The sequence below is a fragment of the Cellulomonas sp. P4_D11 genome, assembly GCF_056401915.1.
The window spans coordinates 294,684-313,278 of record NZ_JBFUIK010000001.1 but is presented as its reverse complement, the minus strand read 5'-3'; the positions used below and the strand labels follow the sequence as shown (position 1 = coordinate 313,278).

General features: G+C 74.7%; 17 protein-coding genes. 12 read left to right on the top strand and 5 right to left on the bottom strand.

Annotated elements, in window-relative coordinates; translation table 11 throughout:
* Positions 1–38: 38 nt before the first annotated feature.
* A complete protein-coding gene (locus AC1DT4_RS01400; RefSeq protein ID WP_477087971.1) occupies positions 39–464 on the top strand; it encodes a GNAT family N-acetyltransferase in 426 nt (141 codons plus the stop codon).
* On the opposite strand, the gene glgX is transcribed toward AC1DT4_RS01400, so the two are convergent.
* Positions 449–2,635 (bottom strand): glycogen debranching protein GlgX, encoded by a 2,187-nt coding sequence (gene glgX / locus AC1DT4_RS01395; RefSeq protein WP_477087970.1) that lies wholly within the window; start codon positions 2,633–2,635, stop codon positions 449–451. The genes AC1DT4_RS01400 and glgX overlap by 16 nt on opposite strands.
* Positions 2,636–2,767: 132 nt before the next feature.
* Here glgX and AC1DT4_RS01390 point away from each other — a divergent pair, with 132 nt between their 5' ends.
* The 4 genes from AC1DT4_RS01390 to AC1DT4_RS01375 all read left to right on the top strand — a co-directional run bounded on the left by AC1DT4_RS01390 (position 2,768) and on the right by AC1DT4_RS01375 (position 6,613).
* A complete protein-coding gene (locus tag AC1DT4_RS01390; RefSeq protein WP_477087969.1) occupies positions 2,768–3,556 on the top strand; it encodes an electron transfer flavoprotein subunit beta/FixA family protein in 789 nt (262 codons plus the stop codon).
* 23 nt (positions 3,557–3,579) lie between these two features.
* The gene (locus AC1DT4_RS01385; RefSeq protein ID WP_477087968.1) at positions 3,580–4,560 is read left to right on the top strand and encodes an electron transfer flavoprotein subunit alpha/FixB family protein; all 981 of its coding nucleotides are present in this window, start codon (positions 3,580–3,582) and stop codon (positions 4,558–4,560) included.
* A gap of 36 nt (positions 4,561–4,596) precedes the next feature.
* Complete coding sequence (locus tag AC1DT4_RS01380) at positions 4,597–6,075, top strand: outer membrane protein assembly factor BamB family protein (protein ID WP_477087967.1); 1,479 nt, start codon at positions 4,597–4,599, stop codon at positions 6,073–6,075.
* A gap of 151 nt (positions 6,076–6,226) precedes the next feature.
* Complete coding sequence (locus AC1DT4_RS01375; RefSeq protein ID WP_477087966.1) at positions 6,227–6,613, top strand: PLD nuclease N-terminal domain-containing protein; 387 nt, start codon at positions 6,227–6,229, stop codon at positions 6,611–6,613.
* Here AC1DT4_RS01375 and AC1DT4_RS01370 read toward each other — a convergent pair whose 3' ends face one another.
* A complete protein-coding gene (locus tag AC1DT4_RS01370; protein ID WP_477087965.1) occupies positions 6,614–7,615 on the bottom strand; it encodes a phosphotransferase family protein in 1,002 nt (333 codons plus the stop codon).
* Between the two features lie 86 nt (positions 7,616–7,701).
* Between AC1DT4_RS01370 and AC1DT4_RS01365 the strand changes: the two genes are divergently transcribed.
* The 6 genes from AC1DT4_RS01365 to AC1DT4_RS01340 are packed head-to-tail and all read left to right on the top strand — an operon-like array spanning position 7,702 to position 14,902.
* The gene (locus tag AC1DT4_RS01365) at positions 7,702–8,892 is read left to right on the top strand and encodes a cysteine desulfurase family protein (protein ID WP_477087964.1); all 1,191 of its coding nucleotides are present in this window, start codon (positions 7,702–7,704) and stop codon (positions 8,890–8,892) included.
* Positions 8,892–9,995, top strand: a complete 1,104-nt coding sequence (gene mnmA / locus AC1DT4_RS01360) for a tRNA 2-thiouridine(34) synthase MnmA (RefSeq protein ID WP_477087963.1) — start codon at positions 8,892–8,894, stop codon at positions 9,993–9,995. The genes AC1DT4_RS01365 and mnmA overlap by 1 nt, the downstream gene beginning before the upstream one ends.
* Positions 9,992–11,023 carry a uroporphyrinogen decarboxylase/cobalamine-independent methonine synthase family protein gene (locus AC1DT4_RS01355; RefSeq protein ID WP_477087962.1) on the top strand — a complete coding sequence of 344 codons (1,032 nt, stop codon included), beginning with the start codon at positions 9,992–9,994 and terminating at the stop codon, positions 11,021–11,023. Before mnmA ends, AC1DT4_RS01355 begins: the two co-directional genes overlap by 4 nt.
* Before the next feature lie 2 nt (positions 11,024–11,025).
* Positions 11,026–11,385, top strand: coding sequence for a hypothetical protein (locus tag AC1DT4_RS01350; RefSeq protein ID WP_477087961.1), 360 nt, complete (start codon positions 11,026–11,028; stop codon positions 11,383–11,385).
* A gap of 39 nt (positions 11,386–11,424) precedes the next feature.
* Positions 11,425–13,602, top strand: a complete 2,178-nt coding sequence (ligA, locus tag AC1DT4_RS01345) for an NAD-dependent DNA ligase LigA (RefSeq protein ID WP_477087960.1) — start codon at positions 11,425–11,427, stop codon at positions 13,600–13,602.
* A gap of 1 nt (position 13,603) precedes the next feature.
* The gene (locus AC1DT4_RS01340) at positions 13,604–14,902 is read left to right on the top strand and encodes a GNAT family N-acetyltransferase (RefSeq protein WP_477087959.1); all 1,299 of its coding nucleotides are present in this window, start codon (positions 13,604–13,606) and stop codon (positions 14,900–14,902) included.
* Between the two features lie 14 nt (positions 14,903–14,916).
* Here AC1DT4_RS01340 and AC1DT4_RS01335 read toward each other — a convergent pair whose 3' ends face one another.
* Complete coding sequence (locus AC1DT4_RS01335) at positions 14,917–15,603, bottom strand: TetR/AcrR family transcriptional regulator (protein ID WP_477087958.1); 687 nt, start codon at positions 15,601–15,603, stop codon at positions 14,917–14,919.
* An 81-nt stretch (positions 15,604–15,684) separates the two neighbouring features.
* On the opposite strand from AC1DT4_RS01335, the gene AC1DT4_RS01330 reads away from it, so the two are divergent.
* Entirely contained in the window at positions 15,685–16,614 is a 930-nt protein-coding gene (locus tag AC1DT4_RS01330; protein WP_477087957.1) for an alpha/beta fold hydrolase, read from the top strand.
* Between the two features lie 39 nt (positions 16,615–16,653).
* On the opposite strand, the gene AC1DT4_RS01325 is transcribed toward AC1DT4_RS01330, so the two are convergent.
* Together AC1DT4_RS01325 and AC1DT4_RS01320 are read right to left on the bottom strand one after the other, a co-directional pair.
* A complete protein-coding gene (locus AC1DT4_RS01325) occupies positions 16,654–17,310 on the bottom strand; it encodes a ThuA domain-containing protein (protein WP_477087956.1) in 657 nt (218 codons plus the stop codon).
* Between the two features lie 11 nt (positions 17,311–17,321).
* Positions 17,322–18,491, bottom strand: a complete 1,170-nt coding sequence (locus AC1DT4_RS01320; protein ID WP_477087955.1) for an ROK family protein — start codon at positions 18,489–18,491, stop codon at positions 17,322–17,324.
* Positions 18,492–18,595 lie beyond the last annotated feature (104 nt).

Sequence of the window (18,595 nt, the reverse complement as noted above, 5' to 3'; positions counted from 1 at the left end):
GCGTCTGGACGCTTGTCCAGAACTCTACGATCCGTGTCGTGACCTATGTGCTCAGCGATGCCCGAGAACGTCTCGACCGCGACGCCGTCTGGCGCCTGCTCTCGACCGAGGCGTACTGGGGCCGGTGGCGCAGCCGCGACGACGTCGAGCGGCAGATCGACAGCGCGTGGCGGGTGGTCGGCATCTACGTCGAGGGCACGGGCGAGCAGGTCGGGTTCGCGCGCGCGGTCTCGGACGGCGTCGACTTCGCCTACCTGGCCGACGTGATCATCGACGCCACCCACCGCGGGGACGGCCTCGGCCGGCGGCTCCTGACGGCGATGATCGACGAGGGTCCTGGCGCGGCGTTCCGCTGGACCCTGTTCACCCGCGACGCCCACGGCCTGTACCGCGACTACGGCTTCGACGAGCCGGGGCCGACGGCGATGGTGCGGCCGAGCCGGAACGCTCAGGCCAGCACGTAGACCCGCATGCTCAGCGCCTCGACCACGGTGGCCTCGCCGGGCTCCGCGTGCAGGCCGCCCTCGATGGCCGCGGCGCGCTCCTCCGCGGGGCTCTCCCAGACGGAGTCCCACGCGAGGCGCCACCGGCCGCCGTGGTCGTCGGCCAGGATCAGGTGCACCGCGTCGAGCGAGCCGTTGATGACGAGCAGCACGGTGTCCTGCTCGGGCGGCGGCGCGGTGCGGACCATCTGGATCGTGCGGATGGACGGGTCGTGCCACCGGTCGTGGTCGAACGGCAGCCCGAGGGCGTCGAACCACGCGAGGTCCGGGCGCTTGCCGGGCACGTACGGCCGGCCCGAGTAGAACCGTTCCGTGCGCAGGGCGGGGTGCTCGCGGCGCAGCAGGAGCAGCCAGCGGGCCGTCGCCAGCAGGTCCCTGCGCCACGGCGACAGGTCCCAGCGCATCCACGAGATCTCGTTGTCCTGGCAGTACGCGTTGTTGTTGCCGCCCTGCGACCGGCCCAGCTCGTCGCCCGCGGTGATCATCGGCGTGCCCGCGGCGAGCACCAGGGTGGCGAACAGGTTGCGGATCGAGCGCCGGCGCAGGGGCACGATGTCGACCGCCGGGGAGTCGTGCTCGACCGGCCCCTCGATCCCGTGGTTCCACGAGCGGTTGTCGTCGGAGCCGTCGCGGTTCTGCTCGCCGTTCGCCGCGTTGTGCTTGTGCTCGTACGCCACGAGGTCCGCGAGCGTGAACCCGTCGTGCGCGGTGATGTAGTTGGCGGACGCGACCGGGCCGCGGGTCAGAGGGGGGTCGCTGTGACCGAAGAGGTCGACGGAGCCGGACAGCCGCGTCGCGAGGTCGCGCACGCGGTGCCCGGGCAGACCGTGCGCCGCGCGGCCGGGGTCGGCCAGCCAGAACGACCGGGCGGCGTTGCGGAACCGGTCGTTCCACTCGGCGAACGGGATCGGGAACTGGCCGGTGCGCCAGCCCCCGGGGCCGACGTCCCACGGCTCGGCGACGAGCTTGAGGCCGTGCAGCGCGGGCTCGGTGGCCATGGCGACGAACGTCGGGTGGTCGGGGGAGAAGCCGCCCGGGTCGCGCCCGAGCGTCACCGCGAGGTCGAACCGGAAGCCGTCCACACCGACGACCTCGGCCCAGTACCGCAGCGAGTCCATCGTGAGCCGCACCACCTCGGTGCGGCGGAAGTCGAGCGTGTTGCCGGTGCCCGTGACGTCGATGAGCGCCGCGGGCGCGCCGCCGTCGTGCAGGTAGTACGTCGCGCTGTCCAGTCCGCGCCACGACAGGTGCTGCCCGGGCAGCCCGCCCTCGCACGTGTGGTTGTAGACGACGTCGAGCAGGACCTCGAGGCCGGCCTCGTGCAGGGCGTGCACCGCACCGCGCAGCTCGGCGAGCACCGCGGCGGGTCCCGCGGCCTGCGCGGCGGCGGTGGCGAACGCGGCGTGAGGGGCGAAGAAGCCGAGGGTGCTGTAGCCCCAATAGTTGGTCAGGCCCTTCTCGACGAGGTGCGGCTCGTCGGCGAACGCGTGCACCGGGAGCAGCTCGACAGCCGTGACGCCCAGGCCCAGCAGGTGGTCGATGACGAACGGGTGCGCCAGGCCCGCGTAGGTGCCGCGCAGCTCCTCGGGCAGCTTGTCGGCGAGGAGCGTCAGGCCCCGGACGTGCGCCTCGTAGACCACGGTCTGCGCCCACGGCGTCCACGGGCGGTTGCTCGCCGGGTCGGGCCCCGGCAGGTCCCGGGTGTCGACGACGACCGAGTAGGGGACGTGGCCCGCGGAGTCGCGGGGGTCGGCCGGGCCGTAGGGGTCGCCCACCAGGTCCGGTCCGACGAGGTGGCCGTAGGTCTGCGGCGTGTGCGCGACGACGCCGTCCAGCCCGCGCGCGTAGGGGTCGACCAGCAGCTTGGCGGGGTTGTACCGGTGACCCGCCGCGGGCTCCCACGGGCCGTGCGCCCGGAACCCGTACCGCTGGCCGGCACGCACGCCCGGCACGGACGCGCTGAACACGCCGTGCACGGGCCCGTCCAGCCGGATCCGGCGCTCGTCCGTCCCGTCGAAGAGGCAGAGATCGACGCCGGTCGCGTGCGCCGCGAAGACGGCGACGTCGACGCCCTCGTCGGTGACGTGCACACCGAGGCGGGGCGCGCGGCGGCGCGGGGAGGGCGGGGTCACCCGGACATTGTGGGGGACGCAAGCCCACACGTGTCGGGTGGCGGCACCCCGGCCGGTCCTCCGACGCCCTGTGGTCCTCCGTCGGTGGGACGGGTGCCCGCGGCGTCCGGAGCGGGCGGTAACGTTCCGCGGGTGAGGATCGTCGTCTGCGTGAAGCATGTCCCTGACATCCAGTCCGAGCGGGCCCTGGGCCCCGACGGTCGCGTGGTCCGCGACGGCGGGGACGGCACGATCAACGAGCTGGACGAGAACGCCCTCGAGGCCGCGCTCGCCCTGGTCGAGGCGCACGAGGGGTCCGTGGTTGCCCTGACCGTGGGTCCCGACGACGCCGCGGACGCCGTGCGCCGCGGGCTGCAGCTGGGCGCCGAGGAAGCGGTGCACGTCGTCGACGACGCCGTCGCCGGCTCGGACGTCGTCGGCACCGCCCGGGTCCTGGCCGCCGCGATCCGGTACCTCGACGCCCAGGCGCCGGTGGACCTGGTCATCACGGGCATGGCCGGCCTGGACGGCCTCACCTCGCTGCTGCCCACCGCGCTCGCGGAGCTGCTCGACCTGCCTGCGCTGCCGCTCGCCGCCGAGCTCACGGTCGACGGCAGCACGGTGCGGGTGCGTCGCAACCTCGACCACGCCTCGGAGGTGCTCGAGGCCACGCTCCCGGCGCTGGTGTCCGTGACGGACCAGGCGAACGAGCCGCGCTACCCCAACTTCAAGGGCATCATGGCGGCCCGCAAGAAGCCGATCACCACCCTGACGCTGGCCGACCTCGAGGTCGACGCCTCCCGCGTGGGTGCCGTGGGCGCCCGCACCGAGGTGCTCGAGGCGGCCGCGCGCCCGCCCCGCGAGGACCGGGTGCTGGTGCAGGACACGGGGGACGCCGGCGTGCGGCTCGCCGCCTACCTCGTCGACAACCAGCTCGTCTGACTCCCGAACGAAGGATCGCCGCCGTGACCGCACCCGTCCTCGTCCTCGTCGACCACACCGAGGCCGGCGTCGTCCGCGCCCCCGTGCGCGAGCTCCTCACGCTCGCGCGCGAGCTCGCGGGCCCCGCCGGCGTGCACGCCGCGTGGGCCGTGGACGGCGTCGAACCGTCGGCCGAGGTCGTCGCCGAGCTCGCGGCGCTGGGCGCCACCCACGTGCACCGCGTCGTCGCGGACGCCGACCTGCACCTGTCGGCCGTGCTCGCGGAGGCGCTCGCATCGCTCCTCGACGCCACGGGCGCGGGCCTGCTGCTGACGGTGTCGTCGTTCGAGAACAAGGAGGTCGCCGCGCGCCTCGCGGTGAGCACCGGCGCGGGCGTCGTCACGGACGCCGACGGGCTCGCGCTCGTCGACGGCCGGTACGTCGCCTCGAAGACCGTGTTCGCGGGCACCTGGACCACGGCCTGCGCGATCACCGCACCGCTGGCCGTCGTCACGGTCAAGCCGAACTCCGTGCAGGCGACGACCGTGGACGGGGTGACTCCGCAGGTCGGCGAGCACGTCGTCGAGGTGAGCGACAAGGCCCGGCGCGTGACGCTGGTCGAGCGCACGGAGCGGCCCGCGAGCGGCCGGCCCGACCTCGGCAGCGCCAGCATCGTCGTCGCCGGCGGCCGCGGGACCGAGGGGGACTTCTCCGTGGTGGAGGAGCTGGCGGACGTGCTGGGCGGGGCGGTGGGCGCCACGCGCGTGGCCACGGACGAGGGCTGGATCGGCCACGACGCGCAGATCGGGCAGACCGGCGTCACCATCGCGCCGCGCCTCTACATCGGCGTCGGCGTCTCCGGCGCGGTGCACCACCGGGGCGGCATGCAGGCGTCCGGCACGATCGTCGCCGTGAACTCGGACCCCGACGCCCCGATCTTCGAGATCGCGGACTTCGGCGTCGTCGGCGACCTGTTCACCGTCCTCCCGCAGGCCGTCGCGGAGATCCGGCGCCTCAAGGGCTGACCCGCCGAGGCGCCGCGTGGGCGGATAATCGCGCCCATGCGGCGCGTGGGCATGGACGAGGTCGAGCTCGTCGAGCACGACGACGCATCCGGGCGCCCGGACGAGCCCGCCCCGCCGCGCCGGTCGAGGCGGTGGCTGCTGGTCCCCGCGCTCGCCGCGGTCGCGCTCGTCGCCGTGCAGGGCGTCGTCCAGGTCCGCGAGCGTKCCGCGTTCGCCGCGCTGGCGCGGGTGCCGGGCGTCGTCCGGCCCGTCGACCAGCACGTGGCGATCCGGTGGCAGCCCGCGGCGGGCGCCGAGTCCGTGCTCTGGTCCGGCCTCACGGGCGGCGGCGCCCTCGTGGGCCTGCAGCGCGAKAGCGACGGGTCGCAGGCGCTCGTCGCCGTCGACGAGGTCACGGGCGAGCAGGTCTGGAGCACGCCGCTCGCCGACGCGCACGAGGTGGCCCGCGACGACGACCAAGGGTTCAGCTCGATCGGGGGGTGCGTGGGCGACCCGGGCGACGAGGGCAGGGCGGTGTGCCTGGTCAGCGACGCCGTCATGGCCTACCGGGAGGACGAGAACGTCCTGGTCCCGTCAGACCTGAGCCGAATGGTGGTCGTGGACCTCGCCGACGGCTCCGTGCTCGCCGACCGGCCGGCGCCGGGCGCGACGGCGTTCGCCGCCCTCCCCGACGGGGCGGTCGCGGTCGGGACGCCGGGCGCGGACGGCGCGCTCGTCGTCACGGCCACCGACCTGCTCACCGGACGTCAGAGGTGGCAGTCCGCGGTACCGTCGACGACCGCGGAGGCGGACGAGGGTGGCTTCGTCGACCGGTCGACCGCTATCTACCCCACGGCGGACGGGCTCGCGGTCGTCACCGCCGGCCGCCGGATCACCCTGCTCGACAGCGCGGGCAGCCAGACGCGCGCGACCGTCGACGCGACCAACGGGTTCGAGGCCGACCAGCGACGGGGCACCGTGACCGCCTTCGCGCAGGACGACCGGGGCCGCGAGACGACGACGGTCATGGGTGATGGTCCCTCGCTCGTGCTGGACGGCCGAGTGGCGTCGGTCTCGGCGGACGACGGCAGCCTCCCCGGCCTGGTGCTCGCGGCGGACTCGCGCATCCGCGCGTACGACCGGTCCACGGGGCGCGAGCGGTGGAGCGTCGGGCACGGCCTCTCGGGGTCCGCGGTCGTGGCGCGCGGACGCGTCTACCTGAGCACCCCGGACGGAGTCGTGGCCGTCGACGGCCGCACCGGTGACGAGCTCTGGCGGGCTCCGGTCCGCGCGGGCCGGACGATGGGCGACCTCGTCACGGACGGGCGCCACCTGCTCAGCGGCCAGATGCGGCCCGACGAGCCCGGCGACGTCACGGCGCTGAACGACTGGCCCGGGGTGGGCGAGCTGGTCGCGTACCGGTTCGGCGACGGCGGGGAGGTGTGGCGCGTCGACCTGCCCGGGACCCTGCTCGGCATCGGCTCCGTGGGTCACAGCCTGCTCGGCTGGGGGTCCACGGCGGCGATCCTGGGCTGAGCCGTCGTGCCGCCGGTGCGCCGCCTGTGAGCCGTCCGGGTGATCGGATGGGCCGGGCAACGGATCGCCGGACAGCGGGCTCGACGGTTCGCTAGCGTGCGCGTCGGTCCCGGCCGTCCGTGCGCCGGGCAGGGGTGCCCGAGGAGAGACCGTGATCCGCTACCTGCCGTTCCTGATCGAGCTGGGGCTGCTGGTGTTCTGCCTGATCGACTGCATCCAGACCGACGTGCCGCGCAACCTCTCCAAGACGACCTGGGTGTTCGTCATCATCATCGTCCCGCTCGTCGGCGGGATCGCGTGGCTCGTCGCCGGGCGCCCGGAGCACCGGCCGGCGCGGAACGTGCCGTGGCCGTCGACGCGGACCGCCGGCTTCCCCGAGTACGAGCGGCCGCGCCGCTCGAACCCCGACGACGACGCCGCGTTCCTCGCCGGCATGAACCGGTCGGACCAGACCCACGAGCAGATGCTCAAGGACTGGGAGGCGCAGCTGCGCGAGCGGGAGCAGCGGCTCAAGGCGGACGAGCCGCCGCTCGGCTGATCAGGACAGGTCGCGCAGCCAGCGGACGGTGGCCAGGCCCTGCGCGGCCTGGAACCGGCGCAGGTTGGGGATGCCGAGCGGCGCCGGCTGGAACGAGCTCCACGCGAAGTAGCCCGAGAGGCCCGCCAGACCCGCGCGCAGGTCGTCGTCGTGGACGCCGTCCGACACCGCGTGCGTGCGGAAGTTGGTCGCCGGGTCCCCGCCTCCCTGCAGCGCGACGCTGGGCAGCATGAACGCGAGGTCGAGCCACGGCGCGCCGACGCTGGCGTGCGGCCAGTCGATGATCCAGACGCGGTGCTGGTGGTCGGGGTCGATGAGGATGTTGTCGGCGCGCAGGTCGCCGTGCACCAGCGCGTCGCCCGCGCAGACGCGCAGGGCGTCCTGCTCCCAGCGGACCAGCTGCTCGAGGTTCGCGAGCGCCCACCGGCCCGCCTCGCCGGCCAGGTCGGCGTAGCGCGCCTGGGACTCGGCGTCCAGGGCGTGCAGCTTGCGCCAGCCGGTGAAGTCGTCGACCAGCTGGTCGTCGGTGCGCGGCAGCTGGTGGCCGGGCAGGGGCTCGGCGTCTGCGAGCGCTCCCAGCGCGTCGGCGACGGCCCGCAGGTCGTCCGGCTTCCACGGGAGCTCGGGGGAGCGGCCGTGCACCACCTCGAAGCCGAGGATGACCCAGTCGTCGTCGTCCGACGACCACAGCAGCTGCGGCGCGGGAACCTGCGGCGGGAGGGCCCGCGAGACCCGGATCTCGGCGCGCGCGAGGTGCGGCGAGACGGGGTTCTGCTCGGCGGAGACGGCCTTGACGAAGACGCCGCGCCCGTCGGCGAGCTCGAGGACGGCCGCGAAGCCGGGGCTGAAGCCGCTGGTCGCGCTGATCTCCGCGGTGACCTGGGAGCCGGCGAGCTCGGCGATCCGCGCCCGGACGGGTCGCGGGAGGTCGCGCCAGTCCAGCCGCTGGCCGCTGAAGGCGAGCGGGAGGGCGATGACGTCGTCGGCACTCACGCCGGACATCCTGCCAGGAGATGCGCGGCCGTCGGAGGGTGATCCCACGGGCTGTGCGGTCAACGTGCGCTCGCCCGGTTCGTAGGATGGTCCCGATGAGCGTGTATCTCGACCATGCGGCGACCACGCCCATGATCCCGGAGGCCACGCGGGTGCTCACCGAGCAGCTCGCGCGCCCCGGCAACCCGTCCTCGCTGCACGCGTCCGGCCGCGCCGCCCGACGCGTGGTGGAGGAGTCGCGCGAGCAGCTGGCGGCTGCCCTGGGCGCGCGCCCGAGCGAGGTCGTCTGGACCTCCGGCGGCACCGAGGCCGACAACCTCGCGGTGAAGGGCCTCTTCTGGGCGCGACGGACCCAGGATCCCGGCCGGCGACGCCTGCTCGTGTCCGCCGTCGAGCACCACGCCGTGCTGGACCCGGCGTTCTGGATGGCCGAGCACGCGGGGGCCGAGCTGGTGCTGCTGCCGGTCGACCGCGACGGCGTGCTGGAGGTCGACGCGCTGCGCGAGGAGCTCGAGCGCAGCGGCGAGCAGGCGGCGCTGATCTCCGTGATGTGGGCGAACAACGAGGTCGGCGCCCTGCAGCCCCTCGACGAGGTGGTCGCGCTGGGCCGCCGGTTCGGGGTGCCCGTGCACGCCGACGCGGTGCAGGCCGTCGGCCAGGTGCCCGTCGACTTCGGGGCGTCCGGGCTCGACGCGATGACCGTCACCGGCCACAAGGTCGGCGGCCCGGGCGGCGCGGGCGCGCTCCTGGCCCGCCGTGGGCTGGACCTCACGCCGGTGCTGCACGGCGGCGGCCAGGAGCGGGGGGTGCGGTCGGGCACGCTCGACGCGCCGCTCCTCGCGTCGTTCGGGGTCGCGGTCGACGTCGCCGTCGCCGGCCGCGAGGCGTTCGCGGACCGCGTGGGAGCGCTCCGCGATGCCCTGGTGGCGGGCGTCGAGGCGGTCGTGCCCGACGCCGTGCTCCGCGGCCCGCGGGACACGTCGCTCCGCCTGCCCGCCAACGCCCACTTCACGTTCCCCGGCTGCGAGGGCGACTCGTTGCTGTACCTGCTCGACTCGGCGGGGATCGAGGCCTCGACGGGGTCGGCCTGCCAGGCCGGCGTCCCGCGCCCGAGCCACGTGCTGCTGGCCATGGGGGTCGACGAGGTCGCGGCGCGCGGCGCGCTCCGCTTCAGCCTGGGTCACACCTCGACCGCCGACGACGTCGACGCGCTGCTCGCCGCGCTGCCGGGCGTCGTCGACCGCGCCCGCGCGGCCGGCCTGGCGACCGTCGGGGCGGTGTCCTGATGCGCGTGCTGGCCGCGCTGTCCGGCGGCGTCGACTCCGCGGTCGCCGCGGCGCGCGCGGTGGACGCGGGGCACGACGTCGTCGGCGTGCACATGGCTCTCTCGCGGACGCGGGACCAGTTCCGCACCGGCTCGCGGGGCTGCTGCTCGATCGAGGACGCGGGCGACGCGCGCCGGGCCGCGGACGTGCTGGGCATCCCGTACTACGTCTGGGACCTGTCCGAGCGGTTCGAGGAGACGGTCGTGGCCGACTTCGTCGCCGAGTACGAGGCCGGCCGGACCCCCAACCCGTGCGTGCGCTGCAACGAGCACATCAAGTTCGCGACGCTGCTGGACAAGGCGGTGGCGCTCGGGTTCGACGCCGTCTGCACCGGTCACTACGCCCGCATCGAGACGCGCGTCGACGGCACGCGTGAGCTGCACCGCGCCCGGGACCTGGCCAAGGACCAGTCGTACGTGCTCGCGGTGATGGGCCCGGAGCGGCTCGCGCGCTCGATGTTCCCGCTCGGGGACGTCGCCTCGAAGGAGCAGACCCGCGCCGAGGCGGCCGCGCGCGGACTGTCGGTCTCCGCCAAGCCCGACTCGTACGACATCTGCTTCGTCGCCGACGGGGACACGCAGGGCTTCCTGCGCTCGCGCCTCGGGTCGCAGCCGGGCGAGATCGTCGACGCGTCCGGCGCCGTCCTGGGCGAGCACGACGGCGCCTACGCGTACACGGTCGGGCAGCGGCGCGGCCTGTCGATCGGGACGCCGGCCGCCGACGGGAAGCCGCGGTACGTGCTCTCGATCGAGCCCGTGAACAACCGGGTGGTCGTCGGGTCCGTGGACGACCTCGTCGTCGGGACCGTCGAGGCGGACCGTGCCGTGTGGTTCGTCGACGGCACGGCGTCGTCGTTCGACTGCACGCTGCAGGTCCGGGCGCACGGCACCCCGGTGCCCGCCCGGGCGACCGTGCGCGACGGTGTGGTCGAGGTGACCCTCGGGGACACCTCGTTGCGCGGCGTCGCGCCCGGTCAGTCCGCGGTCCTGTACGACGGCACGCGGGTGCTCGGCCAGGCGACGGTGACCGCGGCTCGGCGGGCCGTCGCAGGCGTCGCCGGGTGAGCGGCGGGCGACCGTCCGTCACGGGCACCGGGCCGTGGCCGGGTCTCGACGTGCTCGAGGCGCAGACCGTGGTCGTCGGCGACCTCGTCGACACCCCCTCCGAGGTGGCCGGCCTGCCGTTCACGGTGCTGCTGGCCGAGCGCGGACCGTGGGGCGACCGCACCGGACGCGCGGCGGCGCTCCTGGCCGAGCTGCCCACCGAGCTGGGCCCGCACGGCTGGAAGCTGGCGGACCGGCCGAGCCGGGACCTCGCCCGCGCGCAGGCCTACGTGCGCGAGGACGTCGACGCGCTCGCGGTCGCCGGCCACGGGTTCACCGGGCCGCTGGTGGTGCCGGTGCTCGGGCCGATGACGCTCGCGGCCTCCCTCTACCTCGCGCGCGGCGACCGCGTGGTGTCCGACCCGGGCGCCGTCCGCGAGCTCGCCGCCTCGCTGGCCGCCGGTCTGGCCGAGCACCTCGCCGCGATCCGGCGGTCCGTGCCCGGTGCTCAGCCGACCGTGCTGCTGCACGAACCGCTGCTCGCGCAGGTCATGGCCGGCGTCCTGCCGTCGTTCTCGGGGTACTCCGCGCTGCGGTCGGTGCCGGGGCCGGTGGCGGCCGAGCGCATCTCCGAGGTCGCGGCCGGCGTGCGCCTGCTCGAGGGCGCCCGCGTCGTCGTCCACGGCGGCACCGCGTGGACCTCTCTCGGTGCCATCCGCGCGGCGCGCGTCGACGGGTTCGGGCTCGCCGTGGACGCGCTCGACGAGCGCAGCTGGGAGCGGGTCGCGGAGGTGGTCGAGGGCGGCCTCGCGTTCTGGCCGGAGCTGGCGCCGCAGGCGTCGTCGCAGTGCGCGGGCCCGGACGTCACCGGCCAGGCCGACACGCTCATCCGACCGTGGCGGTCCGTCGGCCTGTCCATGGCGGGCCTGCGGGACGTGGTCCTGCTGGCCGGAGACGTGACGGGGCGCGGCAGCCCCGACGACGCCCGCGCCGTGCTGGCCGGGCTGGTGCGCGCGGCGCGGATCGTCGCGGAACGAGCGGAGGACTGAGAGTGGCGGCACAGCCGAGCGTGGGGCGCGCCCTGGCGCTGCTCCTGGGGTCCGGGGCGGCGATCGTGGGGCTGGTCCTGCTCGTCGTCTGCTACACGGGCATCGGGGTGACCACCCTGACCACGTCCAAGGACGACCCCGACCCGTGCGTGCAGGCCTACGCCGCCGGGACCGACGACGCGAGCGTGCGGTACACGATCGTGCCGCCCAGGGCCATCTGCACATGGGACGTCGCCGGGGAACCGACGGAGGTCGTCGTGGCCTCCGCACCGCCCGCCCTGTTCGCTGCCGGGGCGGTGCTGGCGGTCGGCGGGGTGCTGGTCAGCGTGGGGGTGCTCGTCGCCTCGCGCCGTCGTCGGTAGGTCGCGGCGGGTGTGGGTGCGGGGCGCCATGATGGGTCTGTGAGCAACGAGATCGACGCCGCCGCTGCCCGTGAGATCCCCGCCGAGGCCCGGCACCGCTGGACCGAGCTGGCCGCCCTGATCGAGGCCGACCAGTTCGCGTACTACATCCGCGACGCCCCGGTGTCGTCGGACAAGCAGTACGACGAGCGGCTGCGCGAGCTGCAGGCCCTGGAGGACGAGCACCCGGGCCTGCGCACCCCCGACTCGCCGACGCAGCGGGTGGGCGGCACGTTCTCCACGGAGTTCGCCTCCGTCGAGCACGTCGAGCGGATGCTGTCGCTGGACAACGCGTTCTCCGACGAGGACATCGCGACCTGGGCGGGCCGCCTGCACCGGGACCTCGAGTCGGACGCGACCCTGCACTACCTCTGCGAGCTCAAGATCGACGGGCTGGCCATCGCGCTGCTGTACGAGAAGGGCCGGCTCGTGCGGGCCGCCACGCGCGGCGACGGGCGGACGGGCGAGGACGTCACGCTCAACGTGCGCACCATCTCGACCATCCCGGCCGTGCTCGGCGGCGACCCGGCCACCCACCCCGAGCGGATCGAGATCCGCGGCGAGGTGTTCCTGCCGGTCGCCGCGTTCGCCGAGCTCAACGCATCGCAGGTCGAGGCGGGCAAGAGCCCCTTCGCCAACCCGCGCAACGCGGCGGCCGGCTCTCTGCGGCAGAAGGACCCGCGGGTGACCGCGTCCCGGGACCTGCGGATGTACGCGCACGGCGTCGGCGCGCTCGTCTGGGGCGCCGGGCGGGGGACCGGGATCGAGCGGCAGTCGCAGGTGTACGACCTGCTCGCGTCGTGGGGCGTGCCGGTCTCCGGGCACACGCGGATCGTCGAGGGCCTGGACGGCGTGCGGGAGATGATCGCCTACTACGGCGAGCACCGGCACGACGTCGAGCACGAGATCGACGGCATCGTCATGAAGGTCGACGAGATCGCGCTGCAGCGCCGGCTCGGCTCGACCAGCCGCGCGCCGCGGTGGGCGATCGCGTACAAGTACCCGCCCGAGGAGGTCAACACCAAGCTCCTCGACATCCGGGTGAACGTCGGCCGCACCGGGCGCGTGACGCCGTTCGGGGTGATGGAGCCGGTGTTCGTGTCGGGGTCGACCGTCGAGATGGCGACGCTGCACAACGCGAGCGAGGTGGCGCGCAAGGGCGTGCTCATCGGCGACACCGTGGTGCTGCGCAAGGCCGGCGACGTGATCCCCGAGATCGTCGGGCCGGTGGTGGACCTGCGCGACGGGACCGAGCGCGCGTTCGTCATGCCGACCGAGTGCCCGTCCTGCGGCACGCCTCTGGCGCCCGCCAAGGAGGGCGACGTCGACATCCGCTGCCCCAACCAGCGGTCGTGCCCGTCCCAGCTGCGCGAGCGGCTGTTCCACGTCGCGTCCCGCGGGGCGTTCGACATCGAGGCGCTCGGCTGGGAGGCGGCCAACGCGCTGCTCACCGCCGGCGTGGTGACCGACGAGGGCGACCTCTTCGCGCTGGACGCCGACGCGCTGCGCCAGGTGCCGCTGTTCACGCTCTCCACCAGCTCGAAGGTCGGCGGGGTCGTCCGCGAGGCCGGCGACCTGAACGCCACGGGCACTGCGCTGCTGGGCAACCTGGAGAAGGCCAAGCAGGCCGCGCTGTGGCGGGTCATCGTCGCGCTGTCGATCCGGCACGTCGGGCCGACCGCCGCGCGGGCCCTGGCGCAGCACTTCGCGTCGGTTCCGGCGATCGCGACGGCGTCCGAGGAGGAGATCGCCGCGGCCGAGGGGGTCGGGCCGACCATCGCGGCCGCCGTCGTGGCGTGGTTCGAGCAGCCGGGTGAGGACGACAAGTGGCACGCGGCGATCGTCGAGAAGTGGGCCGCCGCCGGCGTGCGGATGACCGAGGAGCGCGACGAGTCGGCGCCGCGGACGCTCGAGGGGCTCACGGTCGTGGTCACCGGCGGGCTCGAACGGTTCAGCCGCGACGGCGCCAAGGAGGCGATCCTGGCGCGCGGCGGCAAGTCGGCGGGCAGCGTCTCGAAGAAGACGGACTACGTCGTGGTCGGCGAGAACGCCGGGTCCAAGGAGGCCAGGGCGCGCGAGCTCGGGCTGCGCATCCTGGACGAGGCCGGGTTCGAGGCGTTGCTGTCGCAGGGGCCGGCGGGCGTCGGAGACGTGGCTCCCGTCGCTGAGGACGCCTGACGTGACCAGCGCTGTGGTCCGGGTCGCCCGCGGTGGCCACGTGGCCGACGCCGGGGCGCTGACCGCCGAGGCGTACCTGGCCGACCGGCTGGTCGACGCGACCGACTCGTACGCGGACGAGCTGCGGGACGCCGAGCGTCGGGCGCGCGAGGCGACGCTGCTGGTCGCGCTGCTGCCGCCGGGCGAGGGCGACGGCGGCGACGCCGAGCGGGACGACCTCGTGGTGGTCGGCACCGTGACGCTCGCGCCGTACGGCACGTCGTACGCCGAGGTCGCCGAGCCCGGCGAGCTCGAGATCCGGATGCTCGCGGTCGCACCCGAGGCGAGGCGGCGGGGGATCGCCGAGCTGCTGGTGACCGCGGCGCTGCGCGAGGCCGTCGCCGGTGGGGCCAGGCGCGTGGTGCTCTCGACGCTCGACTCGATGGAGGCCGCGCAGCGCCTGTACAAGCGGCTGGGGTTCGTCGCGGTGCCCGAACGCGACTGGGGTCACGTCGAGGTCCACCTGCGCGTGCACACCTGGACGCCGCCCGATGCGCCCGGCGCCCTGGTCGAGGCGGCGACGTGGCCGCCCGCGCGGGTGGTGGACGTCGACGGCTGGCGGGTCGGCCTGTCCGGCGGGCTCACCCGGCGCGCGAACAGCGTGCTGCCCCTCGGCGCTCCGGCCGACCCGGGTGCGGCGCTCGACCGGGTCGAGGCGCTGTACGCCGAGGCCGGGCAGCCGTCGATCGTGCGGGTGTGCCGGGCGGCAGCGCCGGGGCTGGACGACCTGCTCGAGGCGCGCGGGTACGCGGCCATCTCGCACACGGACGTCCTCGTCCGCGAGATCGCCGACGATCGCGCGGATCCCGTGCGTGCGCCGTCGGCCCGGGTGCGGGTGTCCGTCGCGGAGCGCCCCGACGACGCCTGGCTCGCGGCCTGGTCGGGCTCCAAGGCGCGGCTGCACGCCACGGGGACGGCCCACGACGACGACGGCGCGAGCCTGCGACTGGCCCGCACGGTGCTCGGCGGTGCCCCCGCGATCTACCTGACGGCCACTGACCACACCGGCCCGGTCGGGGTGATCCGCGCCGCCTTCGCGGAGGACTGGGTCGCGCTCTCGTGCCTCGTCGTCGCTCCGTCGGCCCGGCGGCGCGGGCTCGGGCGCGCGCTCACGGTGCGGGCGCTCGACGAGGCGGCCGAGCGCGGTGCCCGTCGCGCGTTCCTGCAGGTCGAGGCGCAGAACACGGCTGCGGGAGCGCTGTATGCGGGCCTCGGGTTCCAGCCCGCCGAGCGGTACGTGTACCGGGAGCTGCGCCCGTAGGCAGGCCGGAACGGCTAGCCCGTCAGCAGCCCACGCAAGAGGCGGGTCAGCACGCGGTCGACCTGGCCCTCGTCGGTCGCCGCCGGTAGGGACGACAGCGCGGCGGCGAGGTACGGGTGGGTGCCGTCGCCTGTGACGGCGGCCAGGTGCTGCGCGGCGGCGAGCTGGCGGCGGCGCTCCGCCGGGTCGGCGCCGCGCCGTTCGATCTGGGTGCGCGCGAGGAGCCGGACCACGGCGCTGAAGACGCCGATGGCCTCGAGCTTGCGGTGGCCGTCGACCTCGAGGCCCCGCATCGCGCCGAGGGCCCGTTCCAGGTAGTCGACGGCGCGCGGACCGAGGTCGACGGTCGTCGGGACGTCGGTGAGCCAGGGGTGCCGCACGTACACCGCGCGGCTCTCGCGAGCGAGCACCAGGAGGTCGTCGAGCCAGTCGGTGCCGGCGAGTGCGTCGTAGTCGATCTCGCCGTTGACCTGGTCGACCATGAGTGCCACCAGCTCGTCCCGGGACTGCACGTAGCGGTAGAGCGAGGCCGGGCCGCCCCCGAGCAGCTGCGCCACGGAGCGCATGGTGACCGCCGGCAGCCCGTGGGAGTCTGCCAGCCCGACCGCGACGGCGGCGATGCCCTCGCGGGTGTGCTCCGGGGCTCGACCCCGACTCCCGCGCTCGGGCCGCATCCAGATGCTCATCTGCTCGATCTCCACCGGCACAGCCTCCCTCACGGCCCGTTCGGCGCCATGGCCTAGAATAGCGAACACGGATCGCAATTAACGAGGAGCCTGACGATGACCCACCCGACGCGCACCGGCGAGAGCGCCTGGACACCCACGCAGCACGCCCGCAACGGCGAGGTCGACGTCGCCTTCGACCGGCTCGCGGGATCGGACGGGATGCCGCTGCTGCTCGTCATGGGCCTGGCGACTTCGCGGTTCTGGTGGCCCACGGGTCTGTGCGAGGCGTTCGCGGCGGAGGGCTTCGCGGTGGCCCGCTACGACCAGCGGGACGCCGGCGAGTCGACGCGGATGCCCGACGTGGCCGAGTCGAACCCGTTCCGGGCGCTGTTCGGCAGGAAGGGCGCCGCGTACACCGCGGAGGACATGACCGACGACGCGGTCGCGGTGCTCGACGAGCTGGGCTGGGCGCAGGCGCACGTCTTCGGCCATTCCCTGGGCGGAGCGGTCGCCCAGCGGATCGCCCTGCGCCACCCCGACCGCGTCGTGTCCGTCGTGTCCTCCGCGGCACTGCCGAGCGACGTGTCCGGCCTCGGCGTCGCGCGCTACCTGCGCGTAGGCCTCCTGGCGAAGCTTGCCCGGACCAGGTTCCCGGCGGGTCGCGAGGGGGACGTGCAGGCCAACCTCGCGGTTGCGCGCGGGGTGGCATCGCCCGCGTACCCGTTCGACGAGGACGCCGCGCGGGAGTGGATCGAGCGCGAGGTCGACAGCGGCCCGCGGGACACCAAGGCGCAGAGTCGCCAGATCGGGGCGCAGTGGCACGGCGCGCGGCTGCGCGACCTGCACCAGCCGGCGCTCGTGCTGCACGGCGAGGCCGACCCGATACTGCGTGTGACGGCGGCCCGGGCGACAGCGAAGGGCATCGACGGTGCTCGGCTCGTCACGTTCCCCGGTGTCGGGCACGACCTGCCGGCACAGCTGTGGCCGGCGGTGGCACGTGAGGTCGGCGACCTGGCGAGGCGGGCCGAGGCAGCGGTGGCGTGACCGCTCAGCCGGCGGGGCGGGCGGCCCGGAGCCGCGGAGTCACCGGCTCGCCCAGAGCAGGCCGCGCTCGATGATCGTGCGGACGGCGGGCACCTCGAGGTCGGCCAGCTGGTGGCCGGGCGCGCAGACGAACACGCGGCCGGCACCCCAGCGGCGCGTCCAGACGGCCGGGGACGTGACCGGTGCGTGCCACGGGTCGTCGGGACCCGGGGTGATGGTCGTCGTCGCGAGCACGTCGTTCAGGGGGTCGGTAAGGAGCCAGTACTGCTCGGAGCGCAGCGTGAAGTCGTGGATGCCCTCGACGATCGGGTGGGTGCCCGTGACGTTGATGGTGTGCTCGACCAGCGGACCACCGGGGTGCGCCGTGAACTGGGCGCCCACCAGCTGCAGGTAGTCGGTCGCGATCCGGAACGAGTCGATGATCCCGCCGTGCCAGCCGGCGAACCCGGTGCCGGCCGCGACGGCGGTCCGCAGGCCGCGCAGCTCGTCGGCGAGGATGTCGCCCATGGTCCAGCACTGGACCACGAGGTCGGTGGCGGCCATGAGCTCGGCGTCGGCGTAGGCCTCGAGCGAGCCCTCGACGACGACGTCGAAGTCGTGCTCGCGCAGGAACGGCACGAACAGGTCGGCGGCTTCCTCGGGCGCGTGCCCGTCCCACCCGCCACGGACGACGAGGGCTCGGCGTTGCTCGGTCACGGCGGCGTCTCCTAGCTGATCAGGGCGTCGATGGCGGCGGCGGACAGCACGTGCTCGGAGGCCATGGCCGAGGCGCCGAGGACCCCGGCGCGGCCCTTGGTGCGGGACGCGACGATGCGCAGGTGCTGGGTGGCCAGCGGCAGGGAGCGCCGGTAGACCACCTCGCGGATGCCGGCCAGCAGACTCTCGCCCGCCTCGGCGACCTCGCCGCCGATGACGATGACCGACGGGTTGAGCATGCTCACGCACGCGGCGAGGACCTCGCCGATGTGCCGACCGGCCTCCCGCACCTCGCGGCTGGCGTCGAGGTCGCCCGCGCGCACGAGTGCGACGACGTCGGCGCTGGTGGCGGCGTTGGTCAGCGCGCTCGCGATGGCCGGGCCGCTGGCCACGGCCTCGAGGCAGCCGGTGTTCCCGCAGCGGCAGGGCAGGTCGAGGCCGCCCGGCACCGCGATGTGCCCCAGGTCGCCGGCGGCACCCTGGGCGCCGCGACGGATCTGGCCGTCGGAGATGATCCCGGCGCCGATGCCCGTGGCGACCTTGACGAACAGGAGGTGGTCGACCTCCGGCCACTGCGACGTGTGCTCGCCCAGGGCCATGACGTTGACGTCGTTGTCCACCAGCACCGGCACGCGCAGCTTGCGCGAGAGGAGCCCGGGCACGTCGGCGTCGTCCCAGCCCGGCATGATCGGTGGGTTGATGGGTCGACCGGTCGAGTGCTCGACGGGGCCGGGCAGGCCGACGCCGACGCTGACCAGGTCGCTCACCGGGCGCCCGGCGGCGGCCAGCAGGTCCATGCCGAGCTCCACCACGCGGTCGAGCACGGGCACGGGGCCCTCGGAGATCGCGATGGGTTCGTGGTGCTCCGCCAGCACGGTGCCGACCAGGTCGGTGAGCGCGAGCCGGGAGTGGGTGGCGCCGAGGTCCACGGCGAGCACGACGCGGGCGGCCGGGTTGAAGGCGAAGGTCGCGGGCGGGCGGCCGCCGGTCGAGCTGGCCTCGCCCGCCGGTGCGACGAGGCCGGACGAGAGGAGCAGGTCGACGCGGGCGGCGATGGTGGAACGCGCTTGCCCCGTGAGGGTGGCCAGGTCCGACCGGGTCCGGGGCTGCCCGTCCCTCAGGAGCTGGAACATCTCCCCAGCGCCCGTCGGCTTGGGGGCGAACTTGAGGAGCTCGTCCATGCGCACAGTGAACCATTCCGCCTTGTGTAGGTCACGTTCACGTAACCATGACACATCTGTGGCGACTTTTGCTTGACCAGCGACAGAAGTGCGTTCTACGTTCT